This is a genomic window from Pseudomonas sp. NFPP04, assembly GCF_900113815.1.
Taxonomy (GTDB): domain Bacteria; phylum Pseudomonadota; class Gammaproteobacteria; order Pseudomonadales; family Pseudomonadaceae; genus Aquipseudomonas; species Aquipseudomonas extremorientalis.
The window spans coordinates 110802-129043 of the sequence record NZ_FOQS01000001.1; the positions used below are offsets into that span (position 1 = coordinate 110802).

The 18242-nt window shown below is 60.3% G+C and carries 17 protein-coding genes and 5 tRNA genes; 14 read left to right on the forward strand and 8 right to left on the reverse strand.

Annotated elements, in window-relative coordinates:
• The first annotated feature begins 75 nt into the window (after nucleotides 1-75).
• From clpB to BM017_RS00605, 5 genes are all read left to right on the forward strand, one after another.
• A complete protein-coding gene (gene clpB / locus BM017_RS00585; RefSeq protein ID WP_092240645.1) occupies nucleotides 76-2640 on the forward strand; it encodes an ATP-dependent chaperone ClpB in 2565 nt (854 codons plus the stop codon).
• Nucleotides 2641-2940: 300 nt separating this feature from the next.
• A tRNA-Asn gene (locus BM017_RS00590) sits at nucleotides 2941-3016 on the forward strand.
• A gap of 10 nt (nucleotides 3017-3026) precedes the next feature.
• Nucleotides 3027-3103, forward strand: a tRNA-Pro gene (locus tag BM017_RS00595).
• A gap of 5 nt (nucleotides 3104-3108) precedes the next feature.
• Nucleotides 3109-3184, forward strand: a tRNA-Lys gene (locus BM017_RS00600).
• Nucleotides 3185-3278: 94 nt separating this feature from the next.
• Nucleotides 3279-3355 (forward strand) — tRNA-Pro (locus BM017_RS00605).
• Between the two features lie 193 nt (nucleotides 3356-3548).
• On the opposite strand, the gene BM017_RS00610 is transcribed toward BM017_RS00605, so the two are convergent.
• From BM017_RS00610 to BM017_RS00620, 3 genes are read right to left on the reverse strand one after another with little or no spacing between them, the layout of a single operon-like run.
• Nucleotides 3549-4847, reverse strand: coding sequence for an NAD(P)/FAD-dependent oxidoreductase (locus BM017_RS00610; RefSeq protein ID WP_071491077.1), 1299 nt, complete (start codon nucleotides 4845-4847; stop codon nucleotides 3549-3551).
• A 60-nt stretch (nucleotides 4848-4907) separates the two neighbouring features.
• Nucleotides 4908-5081, reverse strand: coding sequence for a DUF3094 family protein (locus BM017_RS00615; RefSeq protein ID WP_046034083.1), 174 nt, complete (start codon nucleotides 5079-5081; stop codon nucleotides 4908-4910).
• 56 nt (nucleotides 5082-5137) lie between these two features.
• Nucleotides 5138-5767 (reverse strand): DUF1780 domain-containing protein, encoded by a 630-nt coding sequence (locus BM017_RS00620; RefSeq protein WP_010213242.1) that lies wholly within the window; start codon nucleotides 5765-5767, stop codon nucleotides 5138-5140.
• 99 nt (nucleotides 5768-5866) lie between these two features.
• Here BM017_RS00620 and BM017_RS00625 point away from each other — a divergent pair, with 99 nt between their 5' ends.
• Together BM017_RS00625 and BM017_RS00630 are read left to right on the forward strand one after the other, a co-directional pair.
• Complete coding sequence (locus BM017_RS00625) at nucleotides 5867-6556, forward strand: energy-coupling factor ABC transporter permease (RefSeq protein WP_092240647.1); 690 nt, start codon at nucleotides 5867-5869, stop codon at nucleotides 6554-6556.
• A 66-nt stretch (nucleotides 6557-6622) separates the two neighbouring features.
• Nucleotides 6623-6838 carry a hypothetical protein gene (locus BM017_RS00630; RefSeq protein ID WP_003171680.1) on the forward strand — a complete coding sequence of 72 codons (216 nt, stop codon included), beginning with the start codon at nucleotides 6623-6625 and terminating at the stop codon, nucleotides 6836-6838.
• Here BM017_RS00630 and yacG read toward each other — a convergent pair.
• Genes yacG through BM017_RS00650 form a run of 4 tightly spaced genes read right to left on the reverse strand, consistent with a single transcriptional unit; the run spans nucleotide 6835 to nucleotide 9723 of the window.
• Nucleotides 6835-7035 carry a DNA gyrase inhibitor YacG gene (gene yacG / locus BM017_RS00635; protein ID WP_092240649.1) on the reverse strand — a complete coding sequence of 67 codons (201 nt, stop codon included), beginning with the start codon at nucleotides 7033-7035 and terminating at the stop codon, nucleotides 6835-6837. The two genes, BM017_RS00630 and yacG, sit on opposite strands and share 4 nt — an antisense overlap.
• Complete coding sequence (coaE, locus tag BM017_RS00640) at nucleotides 7032-7655, reverse strand: dephospho-CoA kinase (protein WP_071491080.1); 624 nt, start codon at nucleotides 7653-7655, stop codon at nucleotides 7032-7034. The genes yacG and coaE overlap by 4 nt, the downstream gene beginning before the upstream one ends.
• Nucleotides 7652-8518 (reverse strand): prepilin peptidase, encoded by an 867-nt coding sequence (locus BM017_RS00645; RefSeq protein WP_092240651.1) that lies wholly within the window; start codon nucleotides 8516-8518, stop codon nucleotides 7652-7654. The genes coaE and BM017_RS00645 overlap by 4 nt, the downstream gene beginning before the upstream one ends.
• On the reverse strand, nucleotides 8515-9723 hold the full coding sequence (locus tag BM017_RS00650) for a type II secretion system F family protein (RefSeq protein ID WP_092240653.1): 1209 nt from the start codon (nucleotides 9721-9723) through the stop codon (nucleotides 8515-8517). Before BM017_RS00650 ends, BM017_RS00645 begins: the two co-directional genes overlap by 4 nt.
• A gap of 193 nt (nucleotides 9724-9916) precedes the next feature.
• Between BM017_RS00650 and BM017_RS00655 the strand changes: the two genes are divergently transcribed.
• The 4 genes from BM017_RS00655 to BM017_RS00670 all read left to right on the forward strand — a co-directional run bounded on the left by BM017_RS00655 (nucleotide 9917) and on the right by BM017_RS00670 (nucleotide 12346).
• Nucleotides 9917-10339 carry a pilin gene (locus tag BM017_RS00655; RefSeq protein ID WP_092240655.1) on the forward strand — a complete coding sequence of 141 codons (423 nt, stop codon included), beginning with the start codon at nucleotides 9917-9919 and terminating at the stop codon, nucleotides 10337-10339.
• A gap of 35 nt (nucleotides 10340-10374) precedes the next feature.
• A complete protein-coding gene (locus BM017_RS00660; protein WP_092240656.1) occupies nucleotides 10375-11775 on the forward strand; it encodes an O-antigen ligase family protein in 1401 nt (466 codons plus the stop codon).
• Between the two features lie 48 nt (nucleotides 11776-11823).
• Nucleotides 11824-11896: transfer RNA gene (locus tag BM017_RS00665), tRNA-Thr, on the forward strand.
• Nucleotides 11897-12040: 144 nt separating this feature from the next.
• On the forward strand, nucleotides 12041-12346 hold the full coding sequence (locus tag BM017_RS00670; RefSeq protein WP_033903347.1) for a DUF6388 family protein: 306 nt from the start codon (nucleotides 12041-12043) through the stop codon (nucleotides 12344-12346).
• Nucleotides 12347-12392: 46 nt separating this feature from the next.
• On the opposite strand, the gene nadC is transcribed toward BM017_RS00670, so the two are convergent.
• Nucleotides 12393-13241 (reverse strand): carboxylating nicotinate-nucleotide diphosphorylase, encoded by an 849-nt coding sequence (gene nadC / locus BM017_RS00675; protein WP_092240657.1) that lies wholly within the window; start codon nucleotides 13239-13241, stop codon nucleotides 12393-12395.
• Between the two features lie 190 nt (nucleotides 13242-13431).
• Here nadC and BM017_RS00680 point away from each other — a divergent pair, with 190 nt between their 5' ends.
• The 3 genes from BM017_RS00680 to ampE all read left to right on the forward strand — a co-directional run bounded on the left by BM017_RS00680 (nucleotide 13432) and on the right by ampE (nucleotide 17040).
• Nucleotides 13432-15582, forward strand: coding sequence for a DUF1631 domain-containing protein (locus tag BM017_RS00680; protein WP_092240658.1), 2151 nt, complete (start codon nucleotides 13432-13434; stop codon nucleotides 15580-15582).
• Between the two features lie 61 nt (nucleotides 15583-15643).
• Nucleotides 15644-16207: a 1,6-anhydro-N-acetylmuramyl-L-alanine amidase AmpD gene (ampD, locus tag BM017_RS00685; RefSeq protein WP_071491087.1), complete on the forward strand. Its 564-nt coding sequence runs from the start codon at nucleotides 15644-15646 to the stop codon at nucleotides 16205-16207.
• The gene (ampE, locus tag BM017_RS00690) at nucleotides 16204-17040 is read left to right on the forward strand and encodes a regulatory signaling modulator protein AmpE (protein ID WP_092240660.1); all 837 of its coding nucleotides are present in this window, start codon (nucleotides 16204-16206) and stop codon (nucleotides 17038-17040) included. The genes ampD and ampE overlap by 4 nt, the downstream gene beginning before the upstream one ends.
• The last annotated feature ends 1202 nt before the right edge of the window (nucleotides 17041-18242 follow it).

Here is an 18242-nt window from a genome sequence, read left to right on the forward strand (position 1 = left end):
TCTATAAGGGTATCTGGCAGGTTTCTTCATTCAGGATGTTTTATAGCTCCGGCCTGCTCAAAAGGAAGGTGACTAATGCGTATTGATCGTTTAACCAGCAAATTGCAGTTGGCACTGTCTGACTCTCAATCCTTGGCGGTGGGCCTCGACCACCCGGCCATCGAGCCTGCGCACTTGATGCAGGCGCTCCTGGAACAGCAAGGTGGTTCTATCAAGCCCTTGCTGATGCAGGTGGGCTTTGACGTCAACAGCCTGCGCAAGGAGTTGAGCAAAGAGCTCGACCAACTGCCGAAAATCCAAAACCCGACTGGCGACGTAAACATGTCCCAGGACCTGGCGCGCCTGCTCAACCAGGCGGACCGTCTGGCCCAGCAGAAGGGTGACCAGTTCATCTCCAGCGAACTGGTGCTGCTCGCCGCCATGGACGAGAACAGCAAGCTCGGCAAGTTGTTGCTGGGCCAGGGTGTGAGCAAGAAAGCCCTGGAAAACGCTATCAACAACCTGCGTGGCGGTGATGCGGTCAACGACCCCAACCATGAGGAGTCGCGCCAGGCCCTGGATAAATACACCGTCGACCTGACCAAGCGCGCCGAAGAGGGCAAGCTTGATCCGGTGATCGGCCGTGACGATGAAATCCGTCGCACCATCCAGGTCCTGCAGCGTCGCACCAAGAACAACCCGGTGCTCATCGGTGAGCCCGGCGTGGGTAAAACCGCGATTGCCGAAGGTTTGGCCCAGCGCATCATCAATGGTGAAGTGCCGGATGGCCTTAAAGGCAAGCGCCTGCTGTCCCTGGACATGGGGTCTTTGATCGCCGGTGCCAAGTTCCGTGGCGAGTTCGAGGAGCGCCTGAAATCCCTGCTTAATGAGCTGTCGAAGCAGGAAGGCCAGATCATTCTGTTTATCGACGAACTGCACACCATGGTCGGCGCCGGTAAAGGCGAGGGCTCCATGGATGCCGGCAACATGCTCAAGCCGGCCCTGGCGCGGGGTGAGTTGCACTGCGTCGGTGCTACCACGCTCAACGAATATCGCCAGTACATAGAAAAGGACGCGGCCCTTGAGCGTCGTTTCCAGAAAGTACTGGTGGAAGAGCCGAGCGAAGAAGACACCATCGCAATCCTGCGTGGCCTGAAAGAGCGTTATGAGGTCCACCACAAGGTGGCGATCACCGATGGTGCGATTATTGCGGCGGCCAAGTTGAGCCATCGCTATATCACCGACCGTCAGTTGCCCGACAAGGCCATTGACCTGATTGACGAAGCGGCCAGCCGCATCCGCATGGAGATCGACTCCAAGCCGGAAGTGCTCGATCGCCTGGATCGACGCCTGATTCAACTGAAAGTCGAGTCCCAGGCCCTGAAGAAAGAAGAAGACGACGCGGCGAAGAAACGCCTGGAAAAACTCCAGGAAGAAATCGTCCGCCTGGAACGCGAGTATTCGGACCTGGAAGAAATCTGGACCTCGGAAAAAGCCGAAGTGCAGGGCTCTGCGCAGATCCAGCAAAAGATCGAGCAGTCGCGCCAGGAACTGGAAGCGGCACGCCGTAAAGGTGACCTGAACCGCATGGCCGAGTTGCAGTACGGGGTGATCCCGGACCTGGAGCGCAGCCTGCAGATGGTCGACCAGCACGGCAAGCCTGAGAACCAACTGCTGCGCAGCAAGGTGACCGAGGAAGAAATTGCCGAAGTCGTCTCGAAGTGGACCGGGATTCCCGTGTCGAAAATGCTCGAAGGCGAGCGCGACAAGCTGCTGAAGATGGAAAGCCTGTTGCACCAACGCGTGATCGGCCAGGAAGAGGCCGTGGTGGCGGTGTCCAACGCGGTACGGCGTTCGCGGGCCGGGTTGTCCGACCCGAACCGTCCGAGTGGCTCGTTCATGTTCCTCGGCCCGACCGGCGTGGGTAAGACCGAACTGTGCAAGGCCTTGGCCGAGTTCCTCTTTGATACCGAAGAGGCCATGGTGCGGATCGATATGTCCGAATTCATGGAGAAACACTCGGTGGCTCGCTTGATCGGTGCGCCACCAGGCTACGTGGGCTACGAGGAGGGCGGTTACCTGACCGAAGCCGTGCGGCGTAAGCCTTACTCGGTGATCCTGCTGGATGAGGTCGAGAAGGCGCACCCGGATGTGTTCAACATCCTGCTGCAAGTGCTGGAAGACGGCCGCCTGACCGACAGTCACGGGCGTACCGTGGATTTCCGTAATACGGTGATCGTGATGACCTCCAACCTGGGCTCGGCGCAGATCCAGGAGCTGGTGGGTGATCGTGAAGCGCAACGTGCGGCGGTGATGGATGCGCTGACTACGCACTTCCGCCCGGAATTCATCAACCGGGTCGACGAAGTGGTGATCTTCGAGCCTCTGGCGCGGGATCAGATCGCGGGCATTACCGAGATCCAGCTGGGTCGTCTGCGCGGCCGTCTGGCAGAGCGCGAGCTGTCCCTGGACCTGAGCCAGGAGGCGTTGGACAAGCTGATCGCGGTGGGTTACGACCCGGTGTATGGCGCACGGCCTTTGAAGCGTGCGATCCAGCGCTGGATCGAGAACCCGCTGGCCCAGTTGATCCTATCGGGCAGCTTCATGCCGGGCACCAGCGTCGAGGCGACCGTGGAAAACGACGAGATCGTCTTCCACTAAGCCCAAAGGGCAAAGCCAAAATGGAAGGCCCCGCATTGCGGGGCCTTTTTTTTCGATAGGGCGTTGAACTGTAAGGCAAAGGCTTGTAAAGTGCGCCCCGCAGCAACGTCAGCCCACGGGTTTCTTCTCCCCAAGAAGAAATCAGAAACAAGCGCAAATCATTGTCTTAAAAGCAATTTAAGGGGTTGACAGGGGTTTTTAAGATTGTAGAATAGCGCGCCTCAGAGACATGAACGTAGCGATACGGGCAAGTCGAAGAGAAGGTAGTAAGCAGCAACGTAGTACTTTGAAATATGTAGTTCCGTGATAGCTCAGTCGGTAGAGCAAATGACTGTTAATCATTGGGTCCCAGGTTCGAGTCCTGGTCACGGAGCCAATTTCAATATCGGGGTATAGCGCAGTCCGGTAGCGCGCCTGCTTTGGGAGCAGGATGTCGGGAGTTCGAATCCCCCTACCCCGACCATATTTGGGTCGTTAGCTCAGTTGGTAGAGCAGTTGGCTTTTAACCAATTGGTCGTAGGTTCGAATCCCACACGACCCACCATTTTTGAGACCAGTTAGCGCTGGAATCGAATCTTAAGATCAGAGGCCAAAAGCGCTGATCGAAGAAGGCGACTGAGAGGTCGCCTTTTTTTTACCGGGGTATAGCGCAGTCCGGTAGCGCGCCTGCTTTGGGAGCAGGATGTCAGGAGTTCGAATCCCCTTACCCCGACCATATTAAAAATCCTCGTATCGAAAGATACGGGGATTTTTTTTGTGCGTGCAAAACTCAAGTCCGGTGAAAATCAAATGTGAGAGGGGGCTTGCCCCCGATGGCAGTGTGTCAGTCGACAAATCAATGACTGCTTCACCGCAATCGGGGGCAAGCCCCCTCTCACATTTATTGAGTGCCCTCAGGGGCCGAGTTGTCAGTGAAGTTTGAGTCGCGGCTCGGTGCCACGCCCAATCTTGCTCCCCAGCATCAGCATCGCCGTACGGAAGAACCCATACAGCGCCATCTGGTGCATGCGATACAGCGACACATAGAACATCCGCGCCAGCCAGCCTTCCAGCATCACGCTGCCGGTGAGGTTGCCCATCAAGTTACCGACCGCCGAGAACCGCGACAGCGAGATCAACGAGCCGTAGTCGGTATATTTGTAGGAAGGCAGGTCCTTGCCCTCGATACGCAGCTTCAGCGACCTGGCCAGCAACGAGGCCTGCTGGTGAGCCGCCTGGGCCCGTGGCGGCACGTTGCGGTCGGTGCCCGGTTGCGGGCAGGCGGCGCAGTCGCCGAAGGCGAAGATGTTCTCGTCGCGGGTGGTTTGCAGCGTTGGCAAAACCTGCAATTGATTGATGCGGTTGGTTTCCAGGCCATCGATGTCCTTGAGGAAACCCGGCGCGCGAATGCCGGCAGCCCATACCTTGAGGCTGGCCGGGATCACTTGGCCACTGCTGGTGATCAGCGCATCGGCCGTCACTTCGCTGACCGCCGAGTTGGTCAGTACCGTCACCCCAAGCTTTTCCAGGGTTTTATGCACAGGCCCGCCAATACGCTCCGGCAGGGCCGGCAGTACTCGTGGGCCGGCTTCGATCAGGGTGATGTGCATGTTTTCCGGCTTGATACGGTCCAGGCCATAGGCCGCCAGCTCATGGGCGGCGTTATGCAGTTCGGCGGCCAGCTCGACCCCGGTGGCACCGGCGCCGACGATGGCGACGCTGATTTTTTCTACCACGTCAGTCTGCCCGGCATGGGCGCGCAGGTAGTGGTTGAGCAACTGCTGGTGGAAACGTTCGGCCTGCTTGCGGGTGTCGAGGAACAGGCAGTGCTGCGCCGCACCTTCGGTGCCGAAGTCGTTGGTGGTGCTGCCGACCGCAATCACCAGGCTGTCATAGCCCAGCACGCGCGCGGGCACCAGTTCACGGCCTTCTTCGTCGAGGGTGGCGGCCAGCTGGATCTTCTTCTGTTCACGATCAAGCCCGCTCATGCGCCCCAGTTGGAACTCGAAGTGGTTCCATTTGGCCTGGGCAACATAATTGAGTTCGTCTTCCGAAGAGTTCAGCGAGCCGGCCGCCACTTCGTGCAGCAGTGGCTTCCAGATATGGGTCAGGTTGGCGTCCACCAGCGTGATGCTGGCGGTGCCGCGCTTGCCCAGGGTCTTACCCAGGCGGGTAGCCAACTCCAGGCCGCCGGCGCCGCCGCCGACGATAATAATACGATGGGTCATGGGGATATCTCGCAAGGCTAAAAGAAATCGGAGCAGTTACCCCCGCGAGCGCCAGGCAGCTCATAGCGTCAGGTAACTCAAAAGGCGACTCAGCAAGCCGAGGCCGATTACCACGGCAAGCACCACGCCGAGGAGCAGCCACGGCCGGAAAGGCTTGCGCTCGACTCGGTTCTGGGAGAGTTGCAGGTACTCTTCGACATGCTGTTGGTCATCGGGGTTCAGGCGGCTGGTCATAAAGGCCTCGTCAGGTAGACGTTGCAAAAGGGCGCCACGTTACAGTCCGGGTGGGCTCAGAGGCTGATACCTACGTCGAACACTATGCTGCGGCCCAGGTTGTTGCGCAAGAAATCCGGTGCGTCGGGGTGAGCGAACAGCACCCGTGCAAAGGTCGGCCCCACCAGCGACAGCGAGCGCCAGCCCTGGCGCAGGTATTCCGTGGGCGGCGGAAAATGGCTGTTGAGGTCGAGCACTTCGCGCTTGAGGCTGGTGAAAGCGACGATATCCAGCTCGCCCAGGTCCATTCCGCGCTCTTTATAGTTATGCGCCTTCTTGCGCAGCGTGGGCGCCAGGCGCAGCAGAAACTCGTGGGCCGGGATGCGCCTCGGCTTGGCTTCGCGCCGTACCAGTTGGCTCAGGGAAAACGCACTGCGCCGACGCAGCAGTTCATCGCGCCATTCGTCATTCAGGCGGCGGCCCTCGTCCAGCACGAAAAACACCTCGAAGCTGGCGTCGCGAAACAGCACGTCCGGCGGCTCTTGCCCGGCGGCGTGGAATTCTTCGGCACGGTAGGGCACGTTCAAGCCTTGCAGCAGGCGCTGGCAGACCCAACGCTCACGCTCCCATTTGCGGGCATTGGACAAGAACGCGTTGGCTTGTTCGGCCGCTACGGTGAGCAGGCGCAAGTAATCTGAGTCATCCATAGCTAGCAGCTTAGCGCCCAAACGATGACCGCAGGAAGTACCCCTGTGAAACGTCGGTGTAGACTGATCATCCGACTCTATTCGACCCGGGGAGTATCCGTGATCAGTGCCGCCATGTTGGCGCCGACAACCATGAGCATCGGCTCGCTCCTGTACGCGCCGGTGGTACTGTGGGCGATCCTGCGTTCGCCGTGGGTCGAGTTGTTCGCCGACCGGCGCCGCCAGCATTTGCTGTTCGGCACGGTGTTCGCGTTGTTCATGCTGTGGCTGGTGCGGCGGGATTTTGATACCGGCGTGTCTTACCACTTCATCGGTATGACGGCCGTGACCTTGTTGCTGGACTGGCCCCTGGCAATCGTCGGCGGTTTTGCCGCCCAGTTGGGCTTGATGCTGTTGGGGCGCCAGGATCTCGCTGCCCTGGGCGTCAATGGCCTGTTGCTTATCGGGTTACCGGTGCTGGTCACTGAAACCTGCGCGCTGCTGGTCGAGCGTGCCCAACCGCGCAATCCCTTCGTGTATATCTTCTGTTCCGGTTTTTTCGCGGCAGCCCTGTCGGCGCTCTTGTGCCTGCTGTGTGGGCTGGGGCTGTTGTGGTTCGACGGGCGTTTCGCCATGCCGGAATGGTTGGAGGATTTCGTCGGCTACCTGTGGTTGATCATCTTCCCCGAGGCCTTTATCAACGGCATGGTCATCAGTGCCCTGGTGGTGTTTTGCCCCGAATGGCTGGAGACCTTCAACCGCACGCGCTACCTCCAGGCGCCCTGGAAGGACGACGATTCGCAGCGTTGACCTGGATCAAATCCCGCGCCGCCGAGCAGGCCCATGCTCTGCGAAATTTTTCCAGGAGCGCGGATCATGAGTGTGTACGAATGGGCTCGGCAGGAGTTGCGCAGAAGCCAGGATGCGGCACAGGAAATCGGTTTTGACCCAGGCCTGACCTTGCGCGCCATGCTCAGCGCAGTGGTGCAGCAGAGCAAGGGGGTGCGCAGTTTCGAAGACCTGGCCGACGAGCTGCAATACCTTGCAGAGAACCTCGACGACCAGCAGGAATACGCCTTCATGCGCCCTTAGTGGCGCGGGGGCAGGTCTTCGGAAAACAGCTCGTCTTCGGCATCCGGGGCTACGGGAATCTTGTGTTCTTCAGTGGCCCAGGCGCCCAGGTCGATGAGTTTGCAGCGGTCCGAGCAGAACGGCCGGTTGAGGTTGGTCGCTTTCCATTCCACGGGTGCGCCGCAGGTCGGGCAGTCGACGGTCAAGGGTTGGCTCATGATCGGCCTCCACGCAAAGTAAGGTAAAAGTGGTGCAGTCGCTCGACCTCGCTGTGCAGCCAGGCAAGGTCCTGGTCATTGACCAGTACATCATCGGCATGTTTCAGGCGGTCTTCGCGGCTGGATTGGGCCTTGAGGATCGCCTGCACCTGTTGCTCGTTGATGCCGTCGCGCTGCAGGGTACGCTGAATCTGCAGCGATTGCGGCACGTCGATCACCAGGATGCGCTGGGTCATGCTGTACTGGCCGGATTCGATCAGCAGCGGCGACACCAGTATTGCGTAAGGCGATTTTGCGCGTGCCAGGTGGCTGCGGATCTCCTCGCCAATCAACGGGTGCAGCAAGGCTTCGAGCCAGCGCCGCTCTTCGGGTACTTCAAAGATCAGCTTGCGTAATGCGGCGCGGTCCAGCTGGCCGTCTGGCTGCAGTACGCCAGCACCAAAGTGCTCGGCGATGCGCTCCAATGCCGGCCGACCAGGCTCTACTACCCAGCGGGCGGCGTGATCGGCGTCCACCAAGTCGATACCCAGGTCGATAAAGTGTTGAGCCGCCGCGCTTTTGCCGCTGCCGATGCCGCCGGTAAGGCCAAGAATCCAGGGTGTTGCAACACGAGTGGTCATCTGAAACCGACAGACTGCAAATAGAAGTCGCTTATTTGACCACCCCAGAGCAATGCAATCCAGCCGGCAGTCGCCAGATACGGTCCAAATGGCATCGGTGCCGACGCCAGGGTGCTGCGCAGGCGCATCAGGATCAAGCCGACGAATACCCCGACCAGTGACGACATCAACAGCGTCATCGGCAGGATCTGCCAGCCACCCCAGGCGCCGAGCAGCGCCAGCAACTTGAAGTCGCCGTGGCCCATGCCGTCCTTGCCGGTGGTCAGCTTGAACAACCAGAACACGCTCCACAGGCTCATGTAGCCAATCACGGCGCCCCACAGGGCGTCGGCCAATGTTGTCAGCAGGCCGAAACTGTTGACGATCAGTCCCAGCCACAGCAGCGGCATTACCAGCACATCCGGCAGCAGTTGATGGTCGGCGTCGATCAGGCTCATCGCCAACAACCCCCAACTCAGCACCATCACCATTCCTGCCTGCCAGCCAACTCCGAAATGCCAGGCCACCCAGGCCGAGATCAAGCTGCACACCAGTTCCGTGAGGGGGTAGCGGATGCTGATCGCCCCTTGGCAATGCGCGCAGCGGCCGCGCAGGAACAGGTAGCTGAGCAGCGGGATATTTTCCCATGGGCGTATGGGATGGTTGCAGTGTGGGCAGCAGGAGTTGGGCTGCATCAGGTTGTAGGTCGGCCCGGCTGGTTCTGCGGGCAAGCCCAGCACTTCATGGGCCTGGGCGCGCCATTCCCGCTCGAGCATTTTCGGCAGGCGCCACACCAGCACGTTGAGAAAACTGCCGACGATCAGCCCCAGCACCGACGCTATTGCAACAAACGCCCAGGGATGCTCGCCCAGCAGCAGGCTCAAAATGCGCTCCCCAGTTGGAATACCGGCAGGTACATGGCAATCACCAGCGCGCCGACGATGCCCCCCAGTACCACCATGATCAGAGGCTCCATCAGGCTAGTGAGGTGATCGACCAGGGTCTCCACATCGGCCTCGTAATGGTTGGCGACCTTCTCCAGCATGCGGTCAAGCGTGCCCGACTCTTCGCCGATGGCCGTCATCTGGATGGCCATGCCGGGAAACAGGCCGCTGACGGCCATGGATTGATTCAGTTGCATGCCAGTGGATACGTCGTGCCGCATATGCTCGATTGCCTGTCTGAACGGCCCAGAACCGGCGGCCCCGGCCACCGAGTCCAGCGCCTGCACCAATGGAACACCGGCGGCGAAGGTGATGGACAGCGTGCGGGCGTAGCGGGCCACGGCCGATTTTCTCAGCAGTTTGCCTGCCACGGGTGCTTTCAACAAACCGGCATCCAGCCACAGCTGGAAAGCCGGTAAGGCATGGTAGGCGTGGCGCAACCCAAAACCCGCGGCAAGCAGGCCCAGTGCCACGCCCCACCAGGCTCGCTGCATGAACTCGGACAAAGCGATCACCTGCAAGGTGAAGCCGGGCAGTTTGCCGTCGACTCCGGCGAACAGGCTTTGGAACTGCGGCACTACGTGGACCAGCAGCACGCCGGTGACCAGGCTGGCGACTATCAGCACGGTAATCGGATAGGTCATGGCTTTTTTGATCCTGGCCTTTAACTGCTCGCTCTTTTCCCTATGAATCGCTACGCGCTCCAGCAAGGTTTCAAGGGCACCGGCCTGTTCGCCGGCCGCCACCAGGTTGCAATACAACTCATCGAAACAGCGCGGATGCTTGCGCAACGCGTCGGCAAGGCTGGTGCCAGCGGCGATTGACTGTTGCAACCCCTGTAGCAGCTCGCGCAGCGTAGCGTTGTCAAAGCCTTCGCTGATGATGTCGAGGGCTTGCAGCAGCGGAATCCCGGCCTTCAGCAAGGTTGCCAGTTGGCGCGTGAGCAGGGTGATATCCGCTGATTTGATAGATGGCTTGAGGCCCGCTAGAACTGGAGAATGCTTGCGTACAAGCCCTGGGCTGATGCCTTGTCGGCGTAGCTGAGCCTTGACCAGGGCAGGGTTGTGCCCGGTGCTGTGCCCGGACACCCTGCGCCCTTTGCGGTTGATGCCTTCCCAAGCGTAGATCGTTGAAGCGTTGTCCATGTCACCGTTCCGCACAGAGGTCGTTGAAGATGTATAGCTTAGTCAGGTGACGGATTCGGACAGGCGGGCGGTGGCGGATAAAATGTCAGAATGTGCGTCCTGTGCGCGATTGACGGCCTGCGGATGAGTACACTGGCGCCGCTGCACAACACGGGGCGCAGGAAGCGCCTTGTCATGAGTTCTATCCTGGAGAGTGAATGTGAGACGTCAAAAAGGTTTTACCCTGATCGAGCTGCTGATTGTCGTTGCAATCATCGGCATTTTGGCCACCATTGGCCTGCCCATGTACACCACGCACCAGGCCAAGGCCAAGTTCACGGCAGGCCTGGCTGAAATCACCGCGTTGAAGCCCGGGTATGAAGACACCCTCAATCAGGGCACAGTGCCGACCTTGGCATTGATCGGCGGCACTAGCCCCACCGCCAATTGCACGATCAACGTGACAGGGGATGTGGCTACCGGCGCGGGCACCATCAGTTGCGAAATACTCGACGCCCCTGCGCCGGTGTTGGGCAAGACCATCAGCCTGACGCGCAACGCCACCACCGGTTGGAAATGCAGCACCACCGCTGAAGCGAAATATGTTGCCAAGGGCTGCGGCGCCGACGGGGCATAGTTGCCGAACCATCCACAGGGAAGTTGAGGCGGCCGATGGCTTTATCTATACAGCAGCGTGGCAGTGTTTTCCTGGTGACAGTGGTGTGCCTGCTGGTGGTTGGAATATGTGCACCCTTCAGTGGGCATGATTTGCAGCGGGCTATGCAGATTGCCATCGGGGCGTGTGCGGTGCTGTATGGGGTGTCCGTGGCCCCTGTCGGCCAATTGTTGGACAGGCCAACCGCCCTGGGCCTGATACTGATTATCGTGCTTGGCCTGGTGTCATCCATGCTGGCCCATCAGCCGCTCTGGGCACTTGCCGAAATGGCGCTGTTTGTCAGTTGCGGGTCGATTGCCGTGGCGTTTGCCTTGCTGCGTCGCCAGGGTGGTGAGCCTTTGGATCGCGCCTTGGTCATGGTGGTGCTGCTGCTGTGTTTGATCAAGTCGATTCAATACCTGTATGCAGGCACACTCGTGTTTATCAGCGCTGAACGTACGCTGGACCCTGACCTGCTGCTGTCCGGTTTTTCCAACAAGCGCTTCTACGGCCAGTTTCAGACGTTCACGCTGCCGCTGTTGGCGCTTCCTTTGTTGATCCCTGTGATCTCGCGTCCGCTCAAGGGGGCGGTGTTCGCGTTGCTGTGCGTGTGGTGGATGATTGCGATCGCCGGTGGTACGCGCGGTACCTGGCTTGGCATGTGTGTGGCCGGGGGTGTGCTGGCGGTACTTGGCGCCTCGGGGCGACGATGGCTGGGTTGGCAACTGGCCGCGATGTTTGGCGGGCTGTTGCTGTACTGGCTGGTGTTTACGGTAGTGGCGGATTACCTGGGGGTCGAGGTCTCCAAGAGCGCCAGTGACCGCCTCACCACCTCCCTGTCGGGCCGCGGTCCGATCTGGTGGCAGGCTTGGCATATGATCGTGGAGTGTCCATGGTTGGGCTTCGGACCGATGCATTTTGCCGATATTGCCAATGAAATCGCCGCTCATCCGCACCAGGCCATCCTGCAATGGGCGAGTGAATGGGGGGTGCCATCGGCCTTGTGCGTGGTGGCCCTGGCGTGGCGAGGCGGCTGGGCGACGTTCGGTGTGTTGCGTGAACGAGCGCTTTCCAACACTCGTGCTGATCTGTTGCGGCTATGCCTGTTTGCGGCCTTGGTAGGGGCGTTGGTGCAGTCCATGGTCGACGGCGTGATAGTGATGCCCAATTCCCAGGTCTGGCTGGCGCTGGTGGTGGGCTGGCTGATGGCGTTGCATGTGTGGAAAACCCCGGGGACCGCCGCGTTGCCACTGGCCTGGGCAGCCTGGAAAGTGCTGAGTGTGCTGGCCGTCGGTCTGCTGGTTTTTATCGCAGCTCGCGATGTGCCTCACATCAAGCAAGCCCAGCAGCAGTACCTGGACACTCATGTCGGCCTGCTGCAACCCCGTTTCTGGGCCCAGGGCGTGATTGCGCGCTGAAGGCCGCAAGTTGCCGGACTCCCAATGCAGTGCTAGCTTTAGCCCACCGCCCGTGTAGCTCAGTCGGTAGAGCAGCGCACTCGTAACGCGAAGGTCGCAGGTTCGATTCCTGTCTCGGGCAAAAAGGCACCATGGCAACACCGTTTTCAGATGATCCCAGAATGGTTCTGAAGGCCAGACGAGCCGGCATTTGAGCCTGCTCTTTTGTATCTGCGCAACCTTGATGACCCAGATGCATCCCCATTCCTCGATCTAAGAGAACAACATGACCACGACTGAAATGACCCAGGAAGTTCGGCATCAAGCAGCCCTCGAAAAATACCTCGAGGAATCGCCGCAGCTTAAAGAAGAGATCAAGGACCTGAGCGCCGATGATCAGCGCGACCAGATCCAGTGGGCATTCGAGGATGAAGCCGAGAGCCAGGGCTATCAGCCTTGGGAGCTGACACTCAAGTACACCTCGACACCGGAAGAATTCGAAGCGGCACGACTGGCCTTGCACAAAGAGGCGGCCGAAGTGCTGGGTGTCGAATGGGAAGAGTACTGCGAGATGAATGACCTTGTAGTCTGAAGTGTGAGTGAGCGGGCTGCCCCCGCTCACTACCGCTTGCAACGGTCTAGATACTCAGGCGCATCGACAAATCCACCGCCTTCACATCCTTGGTCATCGCGCCAATCGAGATGTAGTCCACCCCTGTCTCCGCGATGGGCAACAGGGTGTCTTCATTGATCCCGCCGCTGGCTTCCAGCTTGGCCTGGCCGCCGTTCAGGCGCACGGCTTCACGCATGTCTTCCAGGCTCAATTCATCCAGCATGACGATGTCCGCACCTGCGGCCAGGGCTTCGCGCAGTTCATCCAGGCTTTCCACTTCGATTTCCACCGGCTTGCCGGGTGCGATCCGGTGTGCGGCCGCAATCGCCTGGGCAATGCCGCCGCTGGCCGCGATATGGTTTTCCTTGATCAAAAAAGCGTCATACAAACCAATGCGGTGGTTGTGGCAGCCGCCGCAAGTCACTGCGTACTTCTGCGCCAGGCGCAGGCCCGGCAGGGTTTTGCGGGTATCCAGCAGCTTGACCTGGGTGCTGGAAACAAAGTCCGCCAGAAATTGGGCACGCGTGGCGACGCCGGACAGCATTTGCAGGAAATTCAGTGCGCAGCGTTCGCCGCTGAGCAGCGAGCGCGCCGGGCCTTCAAGGTGGAACAGCACCTGGTTGGGGCTGACGCGTTCGCCATCGGCCACCTGCCAATGCACGGCTACCCGTGGGTCCAGCTGGCGGAACACCGCATCCACCCAGGCGGTGCCGGCGATCACTGCGGCATCGCGGGTGATGATGGTGGCCGTGGCCAGCCGTTCGGCCGGGATCAACTGCGCAGTGATGTCGCCGCTGCCGATGTCTTCCAGCAGTGCGCGGCGCACGTTGGCTTCGATTTCGGCGGTGAGGTCGGCAAGACGGAGGTTCGGCATAACAGGCTCCACAGACAAAGTGCCCCGATTATAGGGGCAGTGCGCGTCTGAACCCAGCGACCTGCTCATTTACCGCCAAATGACAGAGTGTGCTGGCGCAAACCCCCTTGTTTGCAAGATAATCTCGCGCCTTGCAATTGGCGTCATAGCTTTGACGTCTCGCCCAATACCGCCGTTTCAGGAGGCCAGGATGCACAATGACGGAAAGGTGGTGCCAATCAAGAAGGCGCATGCCACGCCATCGCCGCTCGCCCGACTGCCGGTGGTGTTGCTGCAGGTTCGCGACAAAGCGGCGCAACAGTTGCAGCAAGGGTTGCAGGAGCTGTTCGATAACGCCGACGACACACTGTTCGAAATGGCCGACAAGGCGCGCAACAACCTCGATCACCATATTTTCTTTGAAGCCATGCGTGATCTGCGCCTCAAGCGCAAGAATTTCGAACGTGTGTTCATGGAGCGTCTTTTCGACGCCTTTGCCAGTCTGGGCCAGGCAGGGCGGGGCGAGCTGCAACTGGTGCCGGTGGTTTCCTACGACGGCGTGCCGGGTTCGACCAGGGACGACCTGGAAAAAGCCGTGGCGCTTGACGCCATGTTGGGTCGGGTGCGCCACCGTGACGGCCTGGCTCTTGGGCAACTCACGGCACGCTTGAGCGCTTTGCTGGGCAACCGTCTGGATGATCGTGAGAACCCGCTGGGCCCGGCGCTGCTGTGTGAGTTTTTCCTGCGGGCGGGGCGCAGCCTGGGCGTGGAGATCCGCGTCAAACTGGTCATGCTCAAGCTCTTTGAAAAATACGTGCTCAGTGACGCCGACCAGCTATACGGTGAAGCCAATCAACTGCTGGTCGCAACCGGCGTCTTGCCTGAACTCAAGGCCATACCGTCACGGCGCATCGATGGGCGTGCGGCACCCGAGCATCCGCGCGAAGCAATTTCGCCAGTCGCCGACCGGTCCGGTGACGAAAATGGCCAGGAAGCCTTCGCCGCGCTTCAGCCGTTGCTGACGGCGGTGCGTGGCAGCGTGGCGCCGACGCTTGAGGCCAGCGCCGAGCCGTTGCCCATTTCCACCCAGGACCTGCTGCGCCTGCTCTCCCATTTGCAGCAGTACGTGCCGGAGCCTGAGTCGGAGGACGATTTCGACCTGCGCAGCCAGCTTGAACAATTGCTCACCCGTGTCAGCGTCAAGAGTGGTAAGTCGCGGGTGGTGGAGGACGCGGACGAAGACGTGATCAATCTGGTCGCGCTGCTGTTTGAGTTCATCCTCAATGACCGTACCGTGCCCGATGCCTTCAAGGCCCTGATCGGCCGCTTGCAGATCCCTCTGCTGAAAGTGGCGTTGCTGGACAAGAGTTTTTTCAGTCGCGCCAGCCATCCGGCGCGGCGCCTGCTCAATGAAGTCGCGACCGTCGCCATGGGCTGCAGCCCGTGTGATAGCCAGGCATGCGACCCTCTCTACCTGCGCATCGAGCAAGTGGTGCAGCGCCTGCTCAACGAATTTGTCGAAGATCCGGCGATTTTTTCTCAATTGCTCGCCGAGTTCAGCGCGTTTGCCGCCGAGGAACGTCGGCGCAGCGACTTGCTCGAACAGCACACCCGCGATGCCGAAGCCGGGCGTGTGCGCACTGAAGCCGCCCGCCAGCGTGTGGCTGATGTGCTGAATAAACGGCTGTTGGGCAAGGTCCTGCCGCGTCCTGTGGTGCAGTTCCTGCAACAGGCCTGGAGCCAGGTGTTGCTGCTGGCGAGCCTCAAGCACGGCGAGCAGTCAGTGCAATGGCAAGCTGGGCTGCGCACCATGGACGAGTTGATCTGGAGCGTCGGCCTGCAGCAGGACACCGAGGCCGGGCGACGTTTGCTGGACCAACTGCCGGGTTTGCTCAAGGCCTTGCGCGACGGTTTGACCAGCGCGGCGTTCGACCCCTTCAGCACCCGAGAATTCTTTGTGCGCTTGCAGGCGTTGCATATCCAGGCACCTGAAGGCGTTGATGAGCTGATCGAGGTGCGTGAGCCATTTGTGCTGAGTACGGCGTCACCCGACCCGGTCACCGAGCTGCCGGGTAACGATCCTGACCTGTACAAGGCTCTCCAACTCAAGGTGGGCGACTGGGTACTCTTCCAGGAAGGCCAGGCCAGCACGCTGCGCTGCAAGCTGACAGCGATCATGGCGCCGGCCAACACTTATGTGTTCATCAGCCGCACGGGGCTCAAGGTGTTGGAAAAGAGCGCCGGCCAACTGGCAATGGCGTTCAAGCGTGGCGCACTGCACACGCTGGAAGACGGGCCCCTGTTCGAGCGCGCCCTGACTGCTGTGGTGGACAAGCTGCGTCAACTCAATCGCGGCAAGTGATCGCAACCGGAGGGTCTAACGCGGCATACTGGTCACACTTTGTATCGTTCAAGGAACCTGTATGCAGTTGGACCCCACCAGCGGTTGGTGCCAGGGCATCCGTCATTGCCCGTCGCCCAACTTCAACGAGCGCCCCGCCGGCGAAATCTCACTGTTGGTGGTGCATAACATCAGCCTGCCACCGGCGCAGTTCGCCACCGGCAAAGTGCAGGAATTTTTCCAGAACCGCCTGGATGTCACGGAACATCCCTACTTTGAAGGGATTGCCGACCTACGGGTATCAGCGCATTTTCTGATTGAGCGTGATGGCGCTGTGACGCAGTTTGTATCCTGCATCCACCGTGCCTGGCACGCCGGGGTGTCGTATTTCGAGGGGCGGGACACCTGCAATGATTTTTCCCTGGGGATAGAGCTGGAGGGCACGGATGATCTGCCGTTCACCGACGCTCAATATGCCGCACTGATCGACCTGACCCGCCAGTTGCTGGTGGCTTACCCAGGCATCACCCCTGAGCGCATTTGTGGTCACAGCGATATCGCTCCGGGACGCAAGACCGATCCCGGCCCCGCTTTTGATTGGACGCGCTTTCGCAGCGCCCTGCAGGATGGAGGACACGCACGATGAGTTTCCTGGTGTTGGTGCTGGCTGTATGGATCGAGAAGTTTTCGGCCCTGCGCCAGCGGTTGCAGCGAGATGGTGGTTGGTTGCGCGAACTGGCCAAGCTGGAATCGAGCCCGCGCATGGGCAAGCAGCCCTGGCTGATTCTGGCGTTGCTGGTGTTGTTGCCGGTGGCCTTGCTGGCGCTGTTGCTGCTGGTGCTGGAGCCGGTGGCGTACGGGCTGCTGGCGCTACCGGTGCACCTGTTGGTGGTGATCTACAGCCTGGGTCGTGGTGACCTGCTCGCCGGGCTTGGTCCGTTCCGCGATGCCTGGCGACGGGGTGACCTGCAGGCCGCCGAGCATGTGACCGAACGTGACCTGAGCCTGAGCGCCGACAGTGGCGAGCAATTGCTCGAACGCGTCCAGGGTCATCTGTTATGGCAGGCCTACCAGAGTTTTTTCGCGGTGATTTTCTGGTACTTCCTGCTGGGCCCGGTTGCCGCACTGGCTTATCGGCTGCTCGCACTGGCCAGTGAACACAGCAAAAACCCTTTGGTAGCCGAGCGGGCCGGGCAACTGCGCCACGCGTTCGATTGGCTGCCGGTACGCCTGCTGGCCGCCAGCTTTGCCCTGGTCGGAAATTTCGTTGCGGTCAGCCGTGTGATGCTCCATGAACTGCTGAGCTGGGACATCAGCGCCGCACAACTGGTGGAAAAAGTCGGCCTGGTCGCCGCCGAAATCCCACCCCCTGCGGTCGGTCCCGATGGCATCAACAGCCTGGACCGACTCTGGGAGCTGCTGCTACGCGCAGCGGTGCTGTGGTACGCCGGCTTCGCCATCTGGACCGTCCTACCCTGACCCTGTAGAAGCCGGCTCGCCGTAGTGAGCAGTCTCGCCTGTGGCGAGCGGGCTTGCTTGTGGCGAGCGGGCTTGCCCCGCGTTGGGCTGCGAAGCAGCCCCCCCCCAACCATTAACCTTAAGTTACAAAACTCCCTCTCAAATTGAGCTATACAGATGCTGGCTAACTGCCGCCCTGCACCTCAATAAAAATAAAAGAAAGGGAGTTCACCTGTGAAGAGCTTGCTCTATCCCGCCGTCGCCTTGATGAATCGCCTGAGCTTCGGCATGAAGTTCAGCCTGATCAGCGTGTTGTTCCTGCTACCGATGCTGGCAACCAACTATTACTTGGTGCGTGACTCATGGCGTGAATTCCAGGGCACTCGCGTCGAACTGCAAAGCCTTGATTTACTTGGCAGCAGCCTGGCCCTGCGCCGCGACCTGGAAACCCTCAACAACCAGGTACAGATCAACGCCACCCTCGGTCAGTCCGGCAAGGCCGGCGATCTTGACGGCAAGATCAGCGCCCTGGAACAAAGCGTGCTCAACCGCCTGCAGGGCCTCAACGCTATGGCCACCGAGCCCGAGCAGATTGCGGCTTTCAATGCCAAGCGCGACGAGTTGATTTCGGCCTTCAAGACCCAGCAACAGGAAACGTCGCTGCTGAGCAAAAGTGCATTGATCGGCAAGTTGCTCAACAAGGCGCAGATGCTCAGCCAGATCGTCGCCAGCCAATCCGGGCTCAGCCGAGACGCCCAGAGTGACCTGCGCCAACTCGGCGAGCTGATCACCAGCGTCACCCCGCAAGTCACCCAGGCCCTGGGCGAAGGCCGGGCGATGGGCGCGTATTCCCTGGGCCAGGGTTTTCTCAATTCTTCGTCAAGCACACGGTTTGACGAGCTTTTACAGCAACTGGAAAAACTCCAGGCCGAATATGGCCTGAAGTTGCAGGATGCCTTGGGCTCCAGTACCGCAGCCCACGCGGCACTCGACAACCTCGCCACGGCCAGCAACGCCAGCCTCAAGCATGGCAGCGAGTTGTTTGAAGAGCAGGTGGTGATGGCCGAAACGCTCGACGCACCCTGGCAGGGTTTCTACGACGGCGTCAGCCAGTTGATGGCCCTGACCTATCAGCTGGATGACGCCACCCTGGCGTTCCTCGGACAGCAGTTGGAGCAACGCCTGGCGCAAAACCGCACGCACATGGTGGTGCTCGTGTCGGC